This is a genomic window from Halopseudomonas maritima, assembly GCF_021545785.1.
Taxonomy (GTDB): Bacteria; Pseudomonadota; Gammaproteobacteria; order Pseudomonadales; family Pseudomonadaceae; genus Halopseudomonas; species Halopseudomonas maritima.
Genome location: NZ_CP079801.1, coordinates 502,647 through 519,153 on the forward strand (window position 1 = coordinate 502,647; position 16,507 = coordinate 519,153).

Consider the following 16,507-nt stretch of genomic DNA (forward strand, 5'->3'; position numbering starts at 1 on the left):
CTGCAAGCTGCAAGCTGCAAGCTGCAAGCTGCAAGCTGCAAGCTGCAAGCTGCAAGCTGCAAGCTGCAAGCTGCAAGCTGCAAGCTGCAAGCGTAATCAGGGTGAGTTCGGCGGTGGCGGCGTCAAGTGCTTTCTACACGCTCTTCTGCCATTCGCCGCTTCAAGAAAACCCCGCGCTTCGCAACCGCGCGGATTTGCTTGAGGCTTGTAGCTTGCGGCTAGCGGCGGCTAGCCGCCGCTATAAACCCCGCCGCGACCGCCGCCGCTTCCTCTATCAGCGCCTGCTGTGTCAGACCGCTGGACTTCAGGGGGCGAAAGTCGTGCTCACCGGACTCCAGCCAATGCAGCTGCAAAGTCGGGTCCAGCGGGTAGCTGGCCACCTCGTCGGGTTTACCAAAAGGGTCGCGGGTGCCCTGCACAATCAGACCAGGGCAACCAATCTGCTGCAGGTGTTCAATGCGGGTACGCTCCGGCTTACCCGGCGGATGAAACGGATAGCCAAAACAGACAAAACCCGCGGCGCCCAGTTCAGCCGCCAGCTGGCTCGCCACCCTGCCCCCCATCGACTTGCCACCCAGAAACACCCTGCCCTGCAAGCCCGCACGCAGCTCGCGCATGCTCTTTTCCAGAACCGGCATCGGATTAGGCGGACGCTTGCGGCCGTCCTCTCGCCGTGCGGCCATGTAGGGAAACTCAAAGCGCACCACACGCACCTGTCGGGCGCACAGCGCAGCAGCAAGTTCGTTCATGAAGGGGCTATCCATGGGCGCACCAGCGCCGTGGGCCAGCAGCAACGTTGCCAGCGCCTGCTCGCCCGGTTGGTCAATCAGTTCAACGCTCACGTCGCTTCCTTTATAACGTCCCAGATAGTGCGACATGATGTCACATAAACTGCCAGGTCCGGCGCCTTCACATTAGCCGAACCGCAGACTAGTCTGAAGACTGACCCACCTTGTGGCTGGTCAAGGCGCAGGCCGTATAGCCACACAGGGCATTCAGCACCGCTGATACGACCTTGGCGAGCAGGCAATAAAAGAGCAAAAAGCTCGCCGTTTCAAGCCTTTGTAAGGCCTTGCCACGCGCCCCGACACTGACCTATGTCATTGCAATGCGCGCGGGCTTTCCTCATACTTGCCAGCGCTTTAAACCCTATTAAACCAACTGCTATCCGTGGAATCTCGCATGAGCACAGCTACCACTCCGACAGCCTATAACTATAAGGTGGTACGCCAGTTCGCCGTCATGACGGTGGTCTGGGGTATCGTGGGCATGGCCATGGGCGTCTTCATTGCGTCCCAACTGGTCTGGCCTGAACTGAACTTCGGCCTGTCCTGGACCAGCTTCGGACGTTTGCGTCCGTTGCACACCAACGCGGTCATCTTCGCCTTTGGCGGATGCGCCCTGTTCGCCACCTCCTACTATGTGGTCCAGCGAACATCGCAGGCCCGCCTGGTCTCCGACGGACTCGCTGCCTTCACCTTCTGGGGCTGGCAAGCGGTAATCGTGCTGGCGGTGATTACCCTGCCGATGGGCCTGACCAGCACCAAGGAATACGCTGAGCTGGAGTGGCCGATCGACATCCTGATCGCGGTCGTCTGGGTGAGCTACGCGCTGGTGTTCTTCGGCACCATCATGAAGCGCAAGATGAAGCACATCTATGTCGGCAACTGGTTCTTCGGTGGTTTCATCATCACCGTCGCGGTTCTGCACATCGTCAACAGCATGGCAGTGCCGGTCACCCTGACCAAGTCGTACTCGATGTATTCTGGCGCTACCGATGCGATGATCCAGTGGTGGTACGGCCACAACGCAGTTGGCTTCTTCCTGACTGCCGGCTTCCTGGGCATGATGTACTACTTCGTACCCAAGCAGGCTGAGCGTCCGATCTACTCCTACCGCCTGTCCATCGTGCACTTCTGGGCGCTGATCTCCATCTACATCTGGGCCGGCCCGCACCACCTGCACTACACCGCGCTGCCTGACTGGGCTCAGTCTCTGGGCATGGTGATGTCGCTGATTCTGCTGGCACCCTCCTGGGGCGGCATGATCAACGGCATGATGACCCTGTCCGGCGCATGGCACAAACTGCGTACCGACCCGATCCTGCGCTTCCTGGTTGTGGCCCTGGCCTTCTACGGCATGTCCACCTTTGAAGGCCCGATGATGGCCATCAAGACCGTGAACGCCCTGTCGCACTACACCGACTGGACCATCGGCCACGTACACGCCGGCGCACTCGGCTGGGTTGCCATGATCTCCATCGGCTCGCTGTATCACCTGATCCCGAAAGTCTTCGGTCGTGAAGCCATGTACAGCACCCCGCTGATCAACGCGCACTTCTGGCTGGCTACCATCGGCACCGTGCTGTACATCGTTGCCATGTGGGTCAACGGCATCACCCAGGGTCTGATGTGGCGCGCAGTGAACGTCGACGGCACCCCGACCTACTCCTTCGTCGAAGCGCTGGAAGCCAGCCACCCGGGCTACATCGTCCGTGCGATTGGCGGTGCTTTCTTCCTGCTCGGCATGTTGCTGATGGCTTACAACGTATGGCGTACCGTGCGCCACAGCAAAGCGGCTCAACTCGAAGCCGCCGCCCAGACTGCCTGAGGGACGCGTTAAATGAAACTGCATGAAACAGTAGAAAAAAATATTGGCCTGATGGTTGTCCTGATGGTGGTTGCCATCAGCTTCGGCGGCCTGGTTCAAATCGTACCGCTGTTCTTCCAGCCCGAGACCACAGAGCCGGTTGAGGGCCTGCGCCCGTACACCGCCGTCGAGCTGGAAGGCCGCGACATCTACATCCGCGAAGGCTGCGTTGGCTGCCACTCGCAGATGATCCGTCCCTTCCGTGCCGAGACCGAGCGTTATGGTCATTACTCGGTTGCCGGTGAAAGCGTTTGGGAACACCCCTTCCTGTGGGGTTCCAAGCGCACCGGCCCGGACCTGGCTCGCGTGGGCGGCCGTTACTCCGACGACTGGCACCGTGCGCACCTGATCAAGCCTCAGGACGTGGTGCCGGAATCCAAGATGCCAGCCTTCCCCTGGCTGCAGGAAGGCGTGCTTGATGGCAAGCACACCGCCCGCAAGATGGAAGTGCTGCGTGGTCTGGGCGTTCCTTACACCGACGAAGACATCGCCGGCGCACAGGAAGCAGTCAAGGGCGTATCCGAAATGGATGCTCTGATTGCCTACCTGCAGCACCTCGGCACTGTCCTGTCGGATCGGTAAGTAACCATGGATATCAATACTCTCCGCGGCCTCGGCACCGTATTCGCGTTCATCGCCTTTGTTGGCGTCGTGATCTGGGCCTACAGCGCGTCCAAGAAGAAAGACTTCGATGAGGCAGCCCAGCTGCCCTTCGCGGACGAAGAGGACGAGCAGGCCGCGGGTGAGCAGCACAAAGATGCTAGGAGTGACAAGTAATGACTAATTTCTGGAGCGGGTACATTGTTGTCCTGACCCTGACCTGCCTGGGCCTGATCCTTTGGCTGCTGCTGGCCACCCGCAAGGGCCAGCGTTCCGAGCAGACTGATGAGAAAGTTGGCCACAGCTTTGACGGCATTGAAGAATTCGACAACCCGCTGCCGCGCTGGTGGTTCGTGCTCTTCATCGCCACCATGGTCTTTGGTGCGTTCTATCTCTTCCTGTTCCCGGGCCTGGGCAAATGGCCTGGCTACCTGAACTGGACCCAGGAAAGCCAGTACGAAGCAGAAGTAGCCAAGGCAGAAGAAGCCTTCGCTCCGATCTTTGCCAAATACTCGGCCATGCCGGTTGAAGAAGTCGCCAAGATCCCCGAAGCGGTTGCCATTGGCCAGCGTCTGTTCGCCACCAATTGCTCGGTCTGCCACGGCTCTGACGCCCGCGGTGCTTTCGGTTTCCCGAACCTGACCGACAACGATTGGCTGTACGGCGGCGAGCCGGAAAACATCAAGACCACCCTGCAAGGTGGCCGTCAGGCTGCGATGCCGGCCTGGCTGGCAGTGATTGGTGAAGACGGTGTGCGTAACGTCTCCGGTTACGTTCGCAGCCTGTCGGGTCTGGAAACCGACAATGTCGACCTGACAGCCGGTCAGACCACCTACACCAACACCTGTGCGGTGTGTCACGGTCCGGATGGCAAGGGCAACCAGCAACTGGGCGCGCCTAACCTGGCCGACGACGTCTGGCTCTACGGCTCCAGCTTCCTGCAAGTACAGCAGACTGTCCGCTACGGTCGTAACGGCCACATGCCGGCTCAGGCTCACCTGGGTGACGACAAGATCCACATGCTGACCTCCTACGTTTACAGCCTGTCGCACAAAGACGAGCAGTAAAACAGCAGCGCAATGTGGTGACACTGAACGGGGAGGCTAATTGGCCTCCCCGTTTTGTTTTCGGCGCCCACGCGACCACTGGTCGCATTGTCCCTGCGCCGCAAGCGGTCTATTTTCAATAATGAAGGCAAAGTCTGTCCCTACGAGAGGCCAGTCCGCCGTATACCCCGTACGCCTGATAGGGTTAGCCTGCACATGAACAAAATACCCGTAGAAGATGTGACCCCCAAGGTCGAGACCTACGACCTCTACGCCAAGCGCGAGAAAATCCAGACCCGCTCCTACAAGGGGCTGTTCATGAATGTGCGCCTGATCGGCGTTGCATTGCTGTTCCTGCTGTACTTCGGCACCGTCTGGTTACCGTGGGGCGACCGTCAGGCCGTGCTATGGGACTTGCCCGCCCGCCAGTTCCACATCTTTGGCGCGACCTTTCAGCCGCAAGACTTCTTTCTGCTGTCTTTCCTGCTGATCATCTGCGCCTTCGGCCTGTTCTTCATTACCGTATTTGCCGGCCGCGTGTGGTGCGGTTACACCTGCCCACAAACCGTCTGGACCTGGATCTTCATGTGGGCAGAGCGCATTACCGAAGGTGAGCGCCACGCACGTATCAAGCTCGACAAGGCGCCCATGAGCGTCAACAAGTTTCTGCGCCGCAGCGCCAAGCACTCCATCTGGCTGCTGGTATCGCTACTGACCGCTATCACCTTTGTCGGCTACTTCACCCCCATTCGCGGACTGCTAGCCGACCTGTTTACCCTGCAGATCGCCGGCTGGGCAGCCTTCTGGGTGTTCTTCTTTACCGCCGCCACCTACATCAACGCCGGCTGGCTGCGCGAGCAGGTGTGCATCCACATGTGCCCCTATGCACGCTTCCAGAGCGTCATGTTCGATGCCGACACGCTGATCGTGTCCTACGACGCCAAGCGCGGCGAACCCCGCGGCGCGCGCAAGAAAGGTATCGATCCGGCCGAGGTCAACAAAGGTGACTGCATCGACTGTCAGGTGTGCGTGCAGGTCTGCCCGACCGGCATTGATATTCGCGAAGGGCTGCAGTACGAATGTATCGGCTGCGCCGCCTGCGTCGACGCCTGTGACGAGATCATGGACAAGATGGAGTATCCGCGCGGGCTGATTCGCTACACCACCGAACACGCCCTGGAGGGCGGCAAGACGCGCTGGTTCCGCCCTCGCCTGCTGGGCTACGGTGCCGCGCTGGTCACCATGATCGTGATGTTCATCATCACAGTCGGCAACCTCGCCCAGGTCTCGCTGGATATCGAACGGGATAGAAACGTTCTGTATCGAGAAACCCGTGCCGGGGAGATCGAGAACGTGTACATTGTCAAAATTTTCAACAAGGGTCAGACCGAGCGCACCTACGAGCTCGCCGTGAGTGGTCACGCTGGCCTGCAATTGCAAATGCCCGACAACCGCCTGACCGTCGCCCCGAGCCGCAAACTGGAACTGCCGGTCAACGTGCACCTGGACCCGGCTGCGCTGGACGGTGCCACCAATATTGCGATCACCTTTGTGGTCACCGCTGAAGATGACGACAGCGTAGAGGCCGAAGCGGAAAGCCGCTTCCTGGCACCGCAGATACGCTGATGACTACAGGAACCTCCATGATCGACGACGCCGCCTCCTCGCCCTGGTACAAGCAAATCTGGGCCTGGGTTGTCATCGCCATTCTGGCCTTCGCCGTCTTCATCGGCGTCGGCCTGCTGCTGGTCGCCACCATGAACCCCGACAGCCTGGTGCGCGATGATTACTACAGCGAAGGCAAGGCGATCAATATGACCCTGGATCGCGATCACAACGCACGCGACCTGGGCATGGCGGCCACCTTCAGCATCGACGAGGTGACCGGCGACATCAGCCTGCAGCTCGATGGTCAGCTCAGCGCCCTGCCCCGCAACCTGACCCTGGACCTGATCTCCCCCACCCACGCATCCCGCGACCGCAGCGTGCGACTGCAGCAGATCAGCGGCAATACCTACACCGGTCAGCTGGAAAACCGTATCGAGGGACGCCGGTACATCGAACTGAATGATCCCGACAAACCCGGCGAGGACGGCTGGCGCCTGACTGGCGAGCTGCAGCTTGGCGGCAGCCAGCGCTACCAGTTGGGCGCTCACTGACGCGCGCATGACCCACCCCACCCCCTGCTATCACTGTGGCGAACCGGTTCCTGCCGGTGCGCCCTGGACGGTTGAGCTGCTCGGCGCGCCGCGGGCCATGTGCTGCCCGGGCTGCCAGGCGGTCGCCGAAGCGATCAGCAGCGCGGGGCTGGAGTCCTACTATCAGCACCGCACCGAGCCTTCCGCCAACCCGGAAGCCTTGCCGCAGGCACTGCAGGACGAGCTGGAACTGTACGACCGGGACGATGTACAGCAGCGCTTCGCCCGCAGCGAGGGCGACAGCCAGCAGGCGACCCTGCTGATTGAGGGCATCAGCTGCGCTGCCTGCTGCTGGCTGATCGAACGCCATCTGCGCGCCCAGCCGGGCGTGCAGGAAGCCAGTCTGAACATGGGCAATCAGCGCCTGAGCCTCACCTGGGATCGCCAGCAGACCAAGCTTTCCGCACTGCTCAGCAGCCTGCGCCACATCGGTTACAACGCTCACCCTTATGAGCCAGACAAGGCCTCCGAACAGATCGCCGAAGAAAACCGGCGCTATCTGCGCCGTCTGGGCCTGGCGGGGCTGATGTTCATGCAGGTGATGATGGCCACCATGGCGCTGTCCAGTGAATTTGACCAGGACATGACCGAGGGCATGGCCCATCTGTTGCGCTGGGCCAGCCTGCTGATGACCACGCCGGTAGTCTTCTACAGCTGCGCGCCCTTCTTTCAGGGCGCCCTGCGCGACCTGCGTAACCGCCGCCTGAGCATGGACGTATCCGTTTCGCTGGCCATCGGCGGTGCCTACCTGGCCGGTATCTACGCCACCCTGATCGGTCAGGGCGAGGTGTATTTCGATTCGGTCACCATGTTCGCCCTGTTTCTGCTCGCCGGCCGCTACCTTGAGCGCCGAGCACGGCAACGCACCGTGGAAAGCACCGCCAGACTGGTCAACCTGCTGCCGCCCAGCGCCCTGCGCATCGAAGCCGATGGCTCACGCCAGCGCATCATGCTGGAGGAGCTGCGCTGCGGCGATCTGGTCGAGGTCAAACCCGGTGAAAGCATTCCGGCAGACGGGTTGATTGCGCGCGGCACCAGCAGTGTTGACGAATCAGCCCTGTCCGGTGAGTACCTGCCCATCACCAAGCAGCCAGGCGATCACGTCACCGCCGGCACCTTGAATGTCGAAGGCCCGCTGCAACTGCGCATCGAGGCACTGGGTGACGAGACTCGTTTATCTGCTATTGTCCGGCTACTGGAGCGCGCCCAATCTGACAAGCCCAGGCTTGGCCGGCTGGCTGACGACGTAGCCCAGTACTTTTTGCTCACGGTGCTGCTGGCCGCCGTGGTCGTGGGCGGCGCCTGGTGGTGGGCGGCAGACACCCACACCGCCTTCTGGATTGTGCTGGCCATGCTGGTTGCCACCTGCCCCTGCGCCCTCTCGCTGGCCACCCCTACCGCACTCACCACCGCCACCGGCAGCCTGCACCGCCTTGGCCTGCTGGTGACCCGCGGGCACGTGCTGGAGGGCTTGCCGCAGATGCAGACGGTGATCCTCGACAAGACCGGCACACTGACCGAAGGTCGCATGACGCTGGAGCAGATTCAGCCCTTTGCCGGGGTCAGTAGCGAGCAGGCGCTGCGCTGGGCGCAAATGCTCGAAAGTCACTCCGAGCATCCCATCGCGCGCGCCTTTGGTCGTACCAGCGCCCAGGCCGAAGACAGCCACAACCAGCCAGGCATGGGCCTAGAAGGCGTGTGTGACGGGCAGCGCCTGCGTATCGGCAAGGCGGAGTACGCCATGCAGCTCAGTCAGCAACCCATACCTGAGCGCCCGGCCGGCGATGGCCAGTGGCTGCTGCTGGCCGGCAGCACGGGGCCGCTCGCCTGGTTTGCCCTCAACGACCGCCTGCGCGCCGACGCAGCCGAGCTGATCAACGGCTTGAAACAGCGCGGGCTTGAGGTAATTCTACTGTCGGGCGACCACCAGCGCGTGGTCGACAAGGTGGCTGCCGAACTACAGATTGAGCACGCCATCGGCAACGCCAGCCCGGACGACAAACTGGCTTACGTACAGCAGCGTCAAGGTGCCGGCGAGAAGGTTCTGATGATGGGCGACGGCGTGAATGACGTCCCGGTCCTGGCCAGCGCCGACATTTCCATCGCCATGGGCAATGCCTCGGATCTGGCCAAAACCAACGCCGACGCCGTGCTGCTCGGCAGTCGTCTGGGCGCGCTGCTGCAGGCTATCGGTATCGCCAAGCGCACACGCTCGATCATGATTGAGAACCTGGCCTGGGCAACCCTGTATAATCTGGCGGTATTGCCGCTGGCAGCGCTGGGTCTGATTACCCCGGCCCTGGCCGCGTTGGGCATGTCGGTCAGCTCGCTGCTGGTGGTGCTCAATGCGCTGCGCCTGACCCGACTGGGCCGGCCGCCGCAAGCCAGCGCGCCCAGTATCCAACCGGAGTTCAGCCCATGACGGTTCTCTACATTCTGGTGCCGATTGCCATTGCCCTGGTGATTCTTGCCATCTGGCTGTTCAACTGGGCCGTCAACAACGGCCAGTACGACGACCTGGACAGCCCGGCCCACAGCATCCTGTTTGACGACGACGACCCGGCGCACCTGGCGGCCCAGCGCAAGGACGACACCCAGGGCGACGACCCCGCTGAACCCACGCCCGGGGACACCGACTCGCGCCCATGACAGACCTGCTCCCCCAGTTGCTGACCGCGCTGGCCCTCGGCCTGCTCGGCGGCGGACATTGCATCGGCATGTGTGGCGGCCTGATGGGCGCCCTGACCATGGCTATTCCGCCCGAGCGTCGCCACGGCTGGCCCCTGTGGCGTCTGCTGCTCTCCTACAACGCCGGCCGCATTGCCAGTTACAGCGCCGCCGGCGCCCTGCTCGGCAGCCTGGGCTGGGCCCTGCAGGGCATGGGCCTGGGCGTAATATTGCGTAGCATCGCAGGCCTGTTGATGATTGCCATGGGCTTGTACCTGGCCAACTGGTGGGCCGGCCTGACGCGCATCGAGCAGCTGGGCCGCGGCCTGTGGCGCCATATTGAGCCCCATGCGCGGGCGCTGCTGCCGGTACAGCGGCCTGGCCAGGCGCTGCTGCTGGGCGCCCTGTGGGGCTGGTTGCCGTGCGGCCTGGTGTACAGCACCCTGATCTGGAGCAGCAGCCATGGCAGCGCAGGCCAATCCGCCCTGCTGATGCTGGCCTTCGGCGTGGGCACTCTGCCCACCTTGCTGGCCACCGGCGCGGCGGCGGAGCGACTGACCGCCCTGTTGCGCCGCCGCAGCTTGCGCGTCAGCGCGGCGATACTGATTATCCTGTTCGGCCTGTGGACCCTGCCCGGCCCGCATCAGCAGTGGCTGATGCAGCACCTGAGCCCGCCGTCCAGCAACCATAGCCATTGACGAGGGCACAACCACAACACTTGTTGTAGGCTATGCCCATCGACCCACGGAGCCGTCACCGTCATGACCGATGCCATCACTCTCAAAGCGCTGCCAGAAGCCCACTGCAAGGACTGCAGTCTGGCCACCATGTGCCTGCCGCTGGCACTGCAAGACCAGGAGCTGGACACGCTCGACAGTATCGTCAAGCGTGGTCGGCCGCTGCGCAAGGGCGAGATGCTGTTTCGCCAGGGCGACCCTTTTGACTCGCTCTATGCCCTGCGCTCTGGCACGGTAAAAACCTTTACCGTCGACGACGTAGGCGTCGAGCAGATTACCGGCTTTCACCTGGCCAGCGAGCTGATCGGCCTGTCCGGCATGGACGATGAGCGCCAGCCGGTCTCAGCCGTCGCGCTGGAAACCACCTCGGTGTGCGAGATCCCCTTTGAGCGGCTGGATGACCTGACCGCCAGCATGCCAACCCTGCGCCGCCAGGTAATGCGCCTGATGAGCCGCGAGATCCGTGATGATCAACAAATGATGATGCTGCTGTCGAAAAAAACCGCCGACGAGCGCATCGCCACCCTGCTCATCAACCTGTCTGCGCGCTTTCGCGCCCGCGGCTATTCGGCGCGCTCGTTCCGCCTGGCGATGTCGCGCAACGACATCGGCAACTACCTTGGGCTGGCGGTAGAAACCGTCTCCCGCGTATTTACCCGCTTCCAGCAACAGGGGCTGATTGCCGCCGACGGCAAGGAAGTAGACATTCTCAACCACGGCGAGCTATGCGCGCTGGCCGGCGGCCAGCTCGATTGACCCAGGACCTTCCCATGATCTTTGACGAATACGCCATCAAATCCCTGATTCGCCCGGTACCAGGCTTTCCCAAGGAAGGCGTCACCTTCCGCGACATCACGCCGCTGTTCCAGTCGCCCAAGGCCCTGCGCATGGTAGCGGACAGTCTGATTCAGCGTTACATCGACAGCCCGGTGACCCACATCGGTGCCATCGATGCGCGTGGTTTTCTGCTCGGCTCGGTTCTCGCGTACGAACTCAACCGCCCGCTGATTCTGTTCCGCAAGGCCGGCAAATTGCCCGCCGACACCCTCAGCGCCAGCTACGCCACCGAGTACGGCGAAGCGACGCTGGAGATGCACCGCGACGCCCTGTCCGGCGGCGAGCAGGTACTGCTGCTGGATGACCTGATCGCCACCGGCGGCACCTTCCTGGCTGCCGCTACTCTGGTGCGTCAGGGCGGCGGCGAGGTGTACGAGGCTGCCGCCATCATCGACCTGCCCGACCTGGGCGGTTCACAGCAGATGCAAGACGCCGGCATCCCGACCTACACCCTCTGCGCCTTTGCCGAAAGCGAGCGCTGATTCCAGCGGCCTGCGCCGCAGGCCGTAACTCCTTTCAAGAATCCCATGAACCAGACACTTGACCTCGACACGCCCTGGCGCGAGCGCCTTGCCGCCCGACTGGAACACCCGCGTTTTCAGTACACCATCACCGCCCTGATTATCATCAATGCCGTCATCCTTGGCTTGGAGACCGCACCGTCGGTCATGCAACGCTGGGGCAGCATTTTGCAGGTGCTCGACCAATTGATTCTCACCTGCTTCGTGGTCGAGATTGCCCTGCGCTTTGTCGCCCACGGCTGGCGCCTGTTGCGCGACCCGTGGGGACTATTCGACACCCTGGTGGTGGCGATCGCACTGGTGCCTGCCAGCGGCCCGCTGGCGGTGCTGCGCGCGCTGCGGGTACTGCGAGTGCTGCGTCTGGTTTCTATCGTGCCGAGCATGCGGGTGGTAGTGCAGTCACTGCTCGCCTCACTGCCCGGTATGGGCAGCATCGTCGCCCTGCTTGGCCTGATCTTCTATGTTGCCGCGGTTATTGCCACCCAGCTGTTCGGCGAAGCATTCCCCGAGTGGTTCGGCACGCTCGGCGCCAGCCTCTACACCCTGTTTCAGGTGATGACGCTGGAAAGCTGGTCGATGGGTATCGTGCGACCGGTGATGGCAGAGTTCCCCTACGCCTGGCTCTACTTTGTGCCCTTCATCCTGATTGCCACCTTCATGATGTTGAACCTGTTTATTGCGGTGATCGTGGATGCCATTCAGCATCAACGCGATGCACTGGAGCCGGAGCACGAGCCAGCGCAGGACCCTCAGCAACTGCTGCTGGCCGAAGTGCAGTCCCTGCGCAGTGAGCTGGCCGAGCTGCGTGAGCGCTTACCCAGGCACGACTCTGGACCTGACCAGGCAGCTTGCATATCATCAAGCCGCGAACAATAACAAAGGCTGTCGCCGGGAGCGCACTGAGGCAGCCAGCGCGTAGAGGACTTCACGCATGAGCAGCACGCTGCCGCCGGACACCCGGCTTTTGCTGATTGACGACCACCAGATCTATCTTGACGGGCTGAGCCTGACGCTCAGCTCGCTGTGCGAAGGCGTACAGCTGGACCACGCCCACAACGCCGCCGAAGCCCTGCAACAGGTTGGCACACACCCTTATGACCTCATCCTGCTGGATCTGCAGCTGCCCGACAGCAGCGGCCTGGCGCTGTTGCAGAAATTACGCAGCGCCGACGCCATGGTGCCCGTCGCCATCCTTACCGCCAGCAACAGCCCAAGCGACCTGGACGCAGCGCTGCAGCTTGGCGCCGCCGGCTTTATCAGCAAGACCGCCGACGGCAAGACCTTGCTGGAAGCCGTGACCCAGCTGCTGTACGGCGCCCAGGTGGTGATCAGCGATGAAAACCGCCCGCTCGACCGCCAGAACAGTGCCCGTGAAGTGGGCATTACCCCGCGCCAGCTGGAAATCCTCGACCTGCTGGCCGAAGGGCTGCCCAACAAGCTGATCTGCCAGCGCCTGTCCCTGTCGGAAGACACCGTCAAAACCCATCTCAAGGCACTGTTCTCGTCGCTGGAGAGTCACAACCGCACCGAATGCGTAAACCATGCACGCAAGCTCGGGTTGGTGAGCTTTTAGCCGACGCCACCCTGGACGCAGACTGCCACATCCTCACGAATGGGCAGGTGCCTGCGCCAGCATGCCCTGTACGGTGCGCCGCAAACGCGGGGGCAACACCGGCTTGTAGAGCAACTGGATATCAGCCAAACGTGCCGCCTCGGCCAGTTCCTCGGACGTGTCCGCAGTCACCAGTGCGGCAGGACCGCCGTAGAGTTCGCGCTCGCGCAGGTGGCGAATCAGCTCCAGCCCATTCAGCTCACCTTCGAGCCGAAAATCGCTGAGCAGCACATCCACTGCCACCTCGCGTAACCCTTCGATGGCGTCATCGGCGCTGGCAAAGGCCCAGACAATACAGCCCCAGCTGGACAGCAACGCCTGCATTGCCTCGCGGCTAACCCGGTCATTCTCGATCAGGGCAACCTGCCCACGCAGGCCGGGCATCGGCGCCATCTGCGGCTCGGCCGGCTCACTCTGCCACGCGCCCACTGGCACCTCAAACCAGAAGCGTGCGCCCTCGCCCAGCCGCGACCAGAGCCCCGACGGGTAGGTCAACAGGTGCAGTATCTGCCGACAGATGCTCAGGCCCAGGCCAACGCCCTTGTCCAACGTACGGGCCGGATTGCGCAGCTGGGTGAACTCTTCGAAGATGCGCTCCTGGTCGGCATCTGCCAGTCCGCAGCCGTTGTCTACCACGGCAATGCGCAGGCGCTCATCCATCCGCGTCACCTCAATGCGCACCAGGCTGGCCTCAGCATGAATCAGTGCGTTGTTCAGGTAATTACGCAACAACCGCTCCAGCAGCATCGGGTCGCTCTGCACGGCGACGTGCGCCGCACAGTCGATTTCCAGACGGATACCGCGGCGTCGGGCATAGCTCTCCAGGCTTGCGACCAGTCGCTCCAGCCAGGGTCGTAGATTGAAGGAGCGCGTCTGCGGCCGCACCATACCGACACTCAGGCGCGAAATATCCAGCAAGGAGTTAAGCATCGCCTGCAGCAACTGGGTTGAGTCGGTAAGCCGCTCCACGGTGCGCCGCGCCTCATCATTCAACACCTGATCCTGCAGATGCTGGATAAACAGCAACATGGCATGCAGCGGCTGCCGCAAGTCGTGACTGGCGGTTGCCAGAAAGTGTGTCTTACTTTGGCTTTCACGCTCAGCGCGCCGCCGCGCCGCCTCCAGCAACTGCTCGTTGAGATAACCGCGGCGCTGCATGTACTCGTAAATGTAGGCACCCAGCGACCCCATCAATGCGAAGTTGCTGAGGAAAATCCCGTCAGAAATCACCACCGAGGGCGAGCTGCCGGTCAGCTGCTCAGCGGCCAGATAACTCAACACGATCAGCCAGGAGCCAAGCACGGCGTGCCGCATCGGTAACGCCAACAGAAAGAAGCCTGACAACAACACCAGATACAGGCCATCGTGGGTCACACGGATCGGCACCTCGGCCAGGCGCGCCACCGTAATCACCATCACCACCATCAGCCCGGAGCAGCAGTACGCCAAGGTGGCAACATCAAAGGCACGGCGCGGCAGCACCCGCCCCGGCCGGTTGGAGTACCAGATGGCAAGACACACCAGCAACAGTGCCAAGCTGCGAATACTGAGGGTGTAGCGTGCTACCTCGGGAGGCAGATAAAGGTAGTCCAGCCACATGAACAGCAACATGAACGCAATCGAGGAGAGCGCCACCAAGCCGACTCGGCTGGCCATTTTTCCGTGCAGGTAGTGCTGGAAGGCCTGCTCCAGCGGTGCTCTGAAGCGCAAACGGGCAAAGCCGCGCTGTTGCGCCAACAGCGCCGGCTCGTCAATGCCCGGTACAGCGGGCGGTATCTCTGAATTCATACGGATGTGGGCCCATTGTTGTTATGAGTGAGGCCAATATGCCGCGCAGTTATATAGTGAACCGCCTTCGGCCCTAAATATTTTAAAAACAAGGATTTACTTAAGTTAACTACAGCTATGCTTGAAAATAGGACGCTAATCGACAGGACGTACCCGCATGTCTGCCAACCTCGTCTGCCCCTTGATACATCCAGCGCCATCGCGCGCCAATGCCCCGCCCCCATCGTTCGACCAGCTGCTCAGTAATGCGCAAGGCCGCCTGCTACAGCCCGCCATGCAGTACCTGAACATCACCTGCCCACAGCTGCAGCAGCTACTGCTTGGCACGCTGCTGTGCACCACGGCCCTGCCCGCCAGCCGGCGCGCAGCTGAAGCCATCGGCCCCTTCGGCATTCCTCCGCGCCTGCACACCCTGATCTGGGATGACTATCTGGCCCTTCAGCCGGATCTGGCCAGCAAGGTACGCGGCCTGGCCAGTCAGCATTGCTTCCTGACCGATCCGCATGCCGAGCTGGGCTACAACCTCGGTTACGCGATGGCCATTGCCTGGCTCATCTACCAACGCCAGCACATGCTGCCCAGCCCCGACAACGACCTGGCTAGCCTAGCGCGAATCTGGGAAGCCTCCTACCCCCATCGGGGTGGTCGCGCACGGGACTATCAGCGTGCCTGGCGCGAGGCCCAGCGCAGCGCCGCAGCCAACTGAATACCCTACTATCAAACGCGCTGAGATCAGCTTGACCCCGCTCTGGGGCTGGCGCATTGTCCGACACACAGTCGTCGGCCGACGGCCCTGAGCAGAGGACAAGAACAATGCCGCAAACTTCCGCCATCAATCGCCAGATACTGCTGGAATCACGCCCGGTTGGCGCCCCCACGCAAGCCAACTTCCGCATGGTAGAAACGCCCGTCCCCACCGTGCAGGCCGGACAGATGCTGCTGCGCAACCGCTGGATGTCGCTGGACCCGTACATGCGCGGACGCATGAGCGACGCCAAGTCCTATGCCGATCCGGTACCGGTGGGTGGCGTGATGACCTGCGGCACCGTCAGTGAGGTTGTCAGTTCCGAGCTGGAAGGCTACGCACCGGGTGATCTGGTCATGTGCTTTGCCTCCGGCTGGCAGGATTACACCCTGTCCGATGGCAGCATGGTGTTTCGTCTGGACCGCAACATGCCAGAGCCTTCACAGGCCCTGGGCGTACTCGGCATGCCCGGCTTTACCGGGTACATGGGTCTGACCGACATTGGCCAGCCCAAGGTGGGTGAAACCGTCGTGGTAGGCGCCGCAACCGGCCCGGTCGGCACCGTCGTGGGCCAGGTGGCGAAAATCCTTGGCTGTCACGTCGTGGGTGTCGCCGGCGGCGCAGAGAAGTGTGAATACGCGGTCAAGGAACTGGGCTTTGACGCCTGCATCGACCACAAGGACCCGGCGCTGGCCGAGAAACTCGCCGCCGCTTGCCCCAAAGGCATCGACGTGTACTTCGAAAACGTCGGCGGTAAGGTATTCGACGCGGTTATGCCGCTGCTTAACGCCCACGCACGCGTTCCGCTGTGCGGCCTGATTGCGCAATACAACGCGACCAGCCTGCCGGAAGGCCCGGATCGCATGTCGCAACTGATGCGCCTGATGCTCAGCCAACGCATCCGCATGCAGGGCTTTATCATCTTCGACAACTACGGCCACTGCTTCCCCGAGTTTCTCAAGACCATGACGCCCTGGGTGGCAGAGGGCAAAGTGCGGGTGAAGGAAGATCGTGTAGACGGCCTGGAAAACGCGCCCGACGCCTTTATCGGCCTGCTCGAAGGTCAGAACTTCGGCAAGCTGGTGGTGAAGATCGCTGACTAACCCG

Annotated in this window: 17 protein-coding genes; 15 read left to right on the plus strand and 2 right to left on the minus strand. The window is 62.2% G+C overall.

What is annotated here, in order from left to right; all coding sequences use genetic code 11:
• Positions 1–218 precede the first annotated feature (218 nt).
• Positions 219–842, minus strand: a complete 624-nt coding sequence (locus tag HV822_RS02270; protein WP_238872048.1) for an alpha/beta fold hydrolase — start codon at positions 840–842, stop codon at positions 219–221.
• 340 nt (positions 843–1,182) lie between these two features.
• Between HV822_RS02270 and ccoN the strand changes: the two genes are divergently transcribed.
• The 13 genes from ccoN to HV822_RS02335 all read left to right on the plus strand — a co-directional run bounded on the left by ccoN (position 1,183) and on the right by HV822_RS02335 (position 12,828).
• Positions 1,183–2,610 carry a cytochrome-c oxidase, cbb3-type subunit I gene (ccoN, locus tag HV822_RS02275; RefSeq protein ID WP_238872049.1) on the plus strand — a complete coding sequence of 476 codons (1,428 nt, stop codon included), beginning with the start codon at positions 1,183–1,185 and terminating at the stop codon, positions 2,608–2,610.
• Positions 2,611–2,622: 12 nt separating this feature from the next.
• The gene (ccoO, locus tag HV822_RS02280) at positions 2,623–3,231 is read left to right on the plus strand and encodes a cytochrome-c oxidase, cbb3-type subunit II (RefSeq protein WP_238872050.1); all 609 of its coding nucleotides are present in this window, start codon (positions 2,623–2,625) and stop codon (positions 3,229–3,231) included.
• Positions 3,232–3,237: 6 nt separating this feature from the next.
• On the plus strand, positions 3,238–3,426 hold the full coding sequence (locus HV822_RS02285) for a cbb3-type cytochrome oxidase subunit 3 (RefSeq protein WP_238872051.1): 189 nt from the start codon (positions 3,238–3,240) through the stop codon (positions 3,424–3,426).
• Positions 3,426–4,316 (plus strand): cytochrome-c oxidase, cbb3-type subunit III, encoded by an 891-nt coding sequence (gene ccoP, locus HV822_RS02290; protein WP_238872052.1) that lies wholly within the window; start codon positions 3,426–3,428, stop codon positions 4,314–4,316. The genes HV822_RS02285 and ccoP overlap by 1 nt, the downstream gene beginning before the upstream one ends.
• Before the next feature lie 195 nt (positions 4,317–4,511).
• Positions 4,512–5,921, plus strand: coding sequence for a cytochrome c oxidase accessory protein CcoG (ccoG, locus tag HV822_RS02295; protein ID WP_238872053.1), 1,410 nt, complete (start codon positions 4,512–4,514; stop codon positions 5,919–5,921).
• Positions 5,921–6,454, plus strand: a complete 534-nt coding sequence (locus HV822_RS02300) for a FixH family protein (protein ID WP_238872054.1) — start codon at positions 5,921–5,923, stop codon at positions 6,452–6,454. Before ccoG ends, HV822_RS02300 begins: the two co-directional genes overlap by 1 nt.
• Before the next feature lie 7 nt (positions 6,455–6,461).
• Positions 6,462–8,915, plus strand: a complete 2,454-nt coding sequence (locus HV822_RS02305; RefSeq protein ID WP_238872055.1) for a heavy metal translocating P-type ATPase — start codon at positions 6,462–6,464, stop codon at positions 8,913–8,915.
• On the plus strand, positions 8,912–9,142 hold the full coding sequence (gene ccoS, locus HV822_RS02310) for a cbb3-type cytochrome oxidase assembly protein CcoS (protein WP_238872056.1): 231 nt from the start codon (positions 8,912–8,914) through the stop codon (positions 9,140–9,142). The genes HV822_RS02305 and ccoS overlap by 4 nt, the downstream gene beginning before the upstream one ends.
• Positions 9,139–9,858, plus strand: a complete 720-nt coding sequence (locus HV822_RS02315; protein ID WP_238872057.1) for a sulfite exporter TauE/SafE family protein — start codon at positions 9,139–9,141, stop codon at positions 9,856–9,858. Before ccoS ends, HV822_RS02315 begins: the two co-directional genes overlap by 4 nt.
• 63 nt (positions 9,859–9,921) lie before the next feature.
• Positions 9,922–10,653: a fumarate/nitrate reduction transcriptional regulator Fnr gene (gene fnr, locus HV822_RS02320; RefSeq protein ID WP_238872058.1), complete on the plus strand. Its 732-nt coding sequence runs from the start codon at positions 9,922–9,924 to the stop codon at positions 10,651–10,653.
• Positions 10,654–10,667: 14 nt separating this feature from the next.
• Positions 10,668–11,216 (plus strand): adenine phosphoribosyltransferase, encoded by a 549-nt coding sequence (locus HV822_RS02325; RefSeq protein WP_238872059.1) that lies wholly within the window; start codon positions 10,668–10,670, stop codon positions 11,214–11,216.
• Between the two features lie 45 nt (positions 11,217–11,261).
• Positions 11,262–12,131 carry an ion transporter gene (locus HV822_RS02330; protein ID WP_238872060.1) on the plus strand — a complete coding sequence of 290 codons (870 nt, stop codon included), beginning with the start codon at positions 11,262–11,264 and terminating at the stop codon, positions 12,129–12,131.
• A gap of 55 nt (positions 12,132–12,186) precedes the next feature.
• A complete protein-coding gene (locus HV822_RS02335) occupies positions 12,187–12,828 on the plus strand; it encodes a response regulator (protein ID WP_238872061.1) in 642 nt (213 codons plus the stop codon).
• A 33-nt stretch (positions 12,829–12,861) separates the two neighbouring features.
• Here HV822_RS02335 and HV822_RS02340 read toward each other — a convergent pair whose 3' ends face one another.
• Positions 12,862–14,655 carry an ATP-binding response regulator gene (locus tag HV822_RS02340; protein WP_238872062.1) on the minus strand — a complete coding sequence of 598 codons (1,794 nt, stop codon included), beginning with the start codon at positions 14,653–14,655 and terminating at the stop codon, positions 12,862–12,864.
• A gap of 157 nt (positions 14,656–14,812) precedes the next feature.
• On the opposite strand from HV822_RS02340, the gene HV822_RS02345 reads away from it, so the two are divergent.
• The gene (locus HV822_RS02345; protein ID WP_238872063.1) at positions 14,813–15,361 is read left to right on the plus strand and encodes a hypothetical protein; all 549 of its coding nucleotides are present in this window, start codon (positions 14,813–14,815) and stop codon (positions 15,359–15,361) included.
• A 107-nt stretch (positions 15,362–15,468) separates the two neighbouring features.
• Positions 15,469–16,503, plus strand: a complete 1,035-nt coding sequence (locus HV822_RS02350) for an NADP-dependent oxidoreductase (protein ID WP_238872064.1) — start codon at positions 15,469–15,471, stop codon at positions 16,501–16,503.
• Positions 16,504–16,507 lie beyond the last annotated feature (4 nt).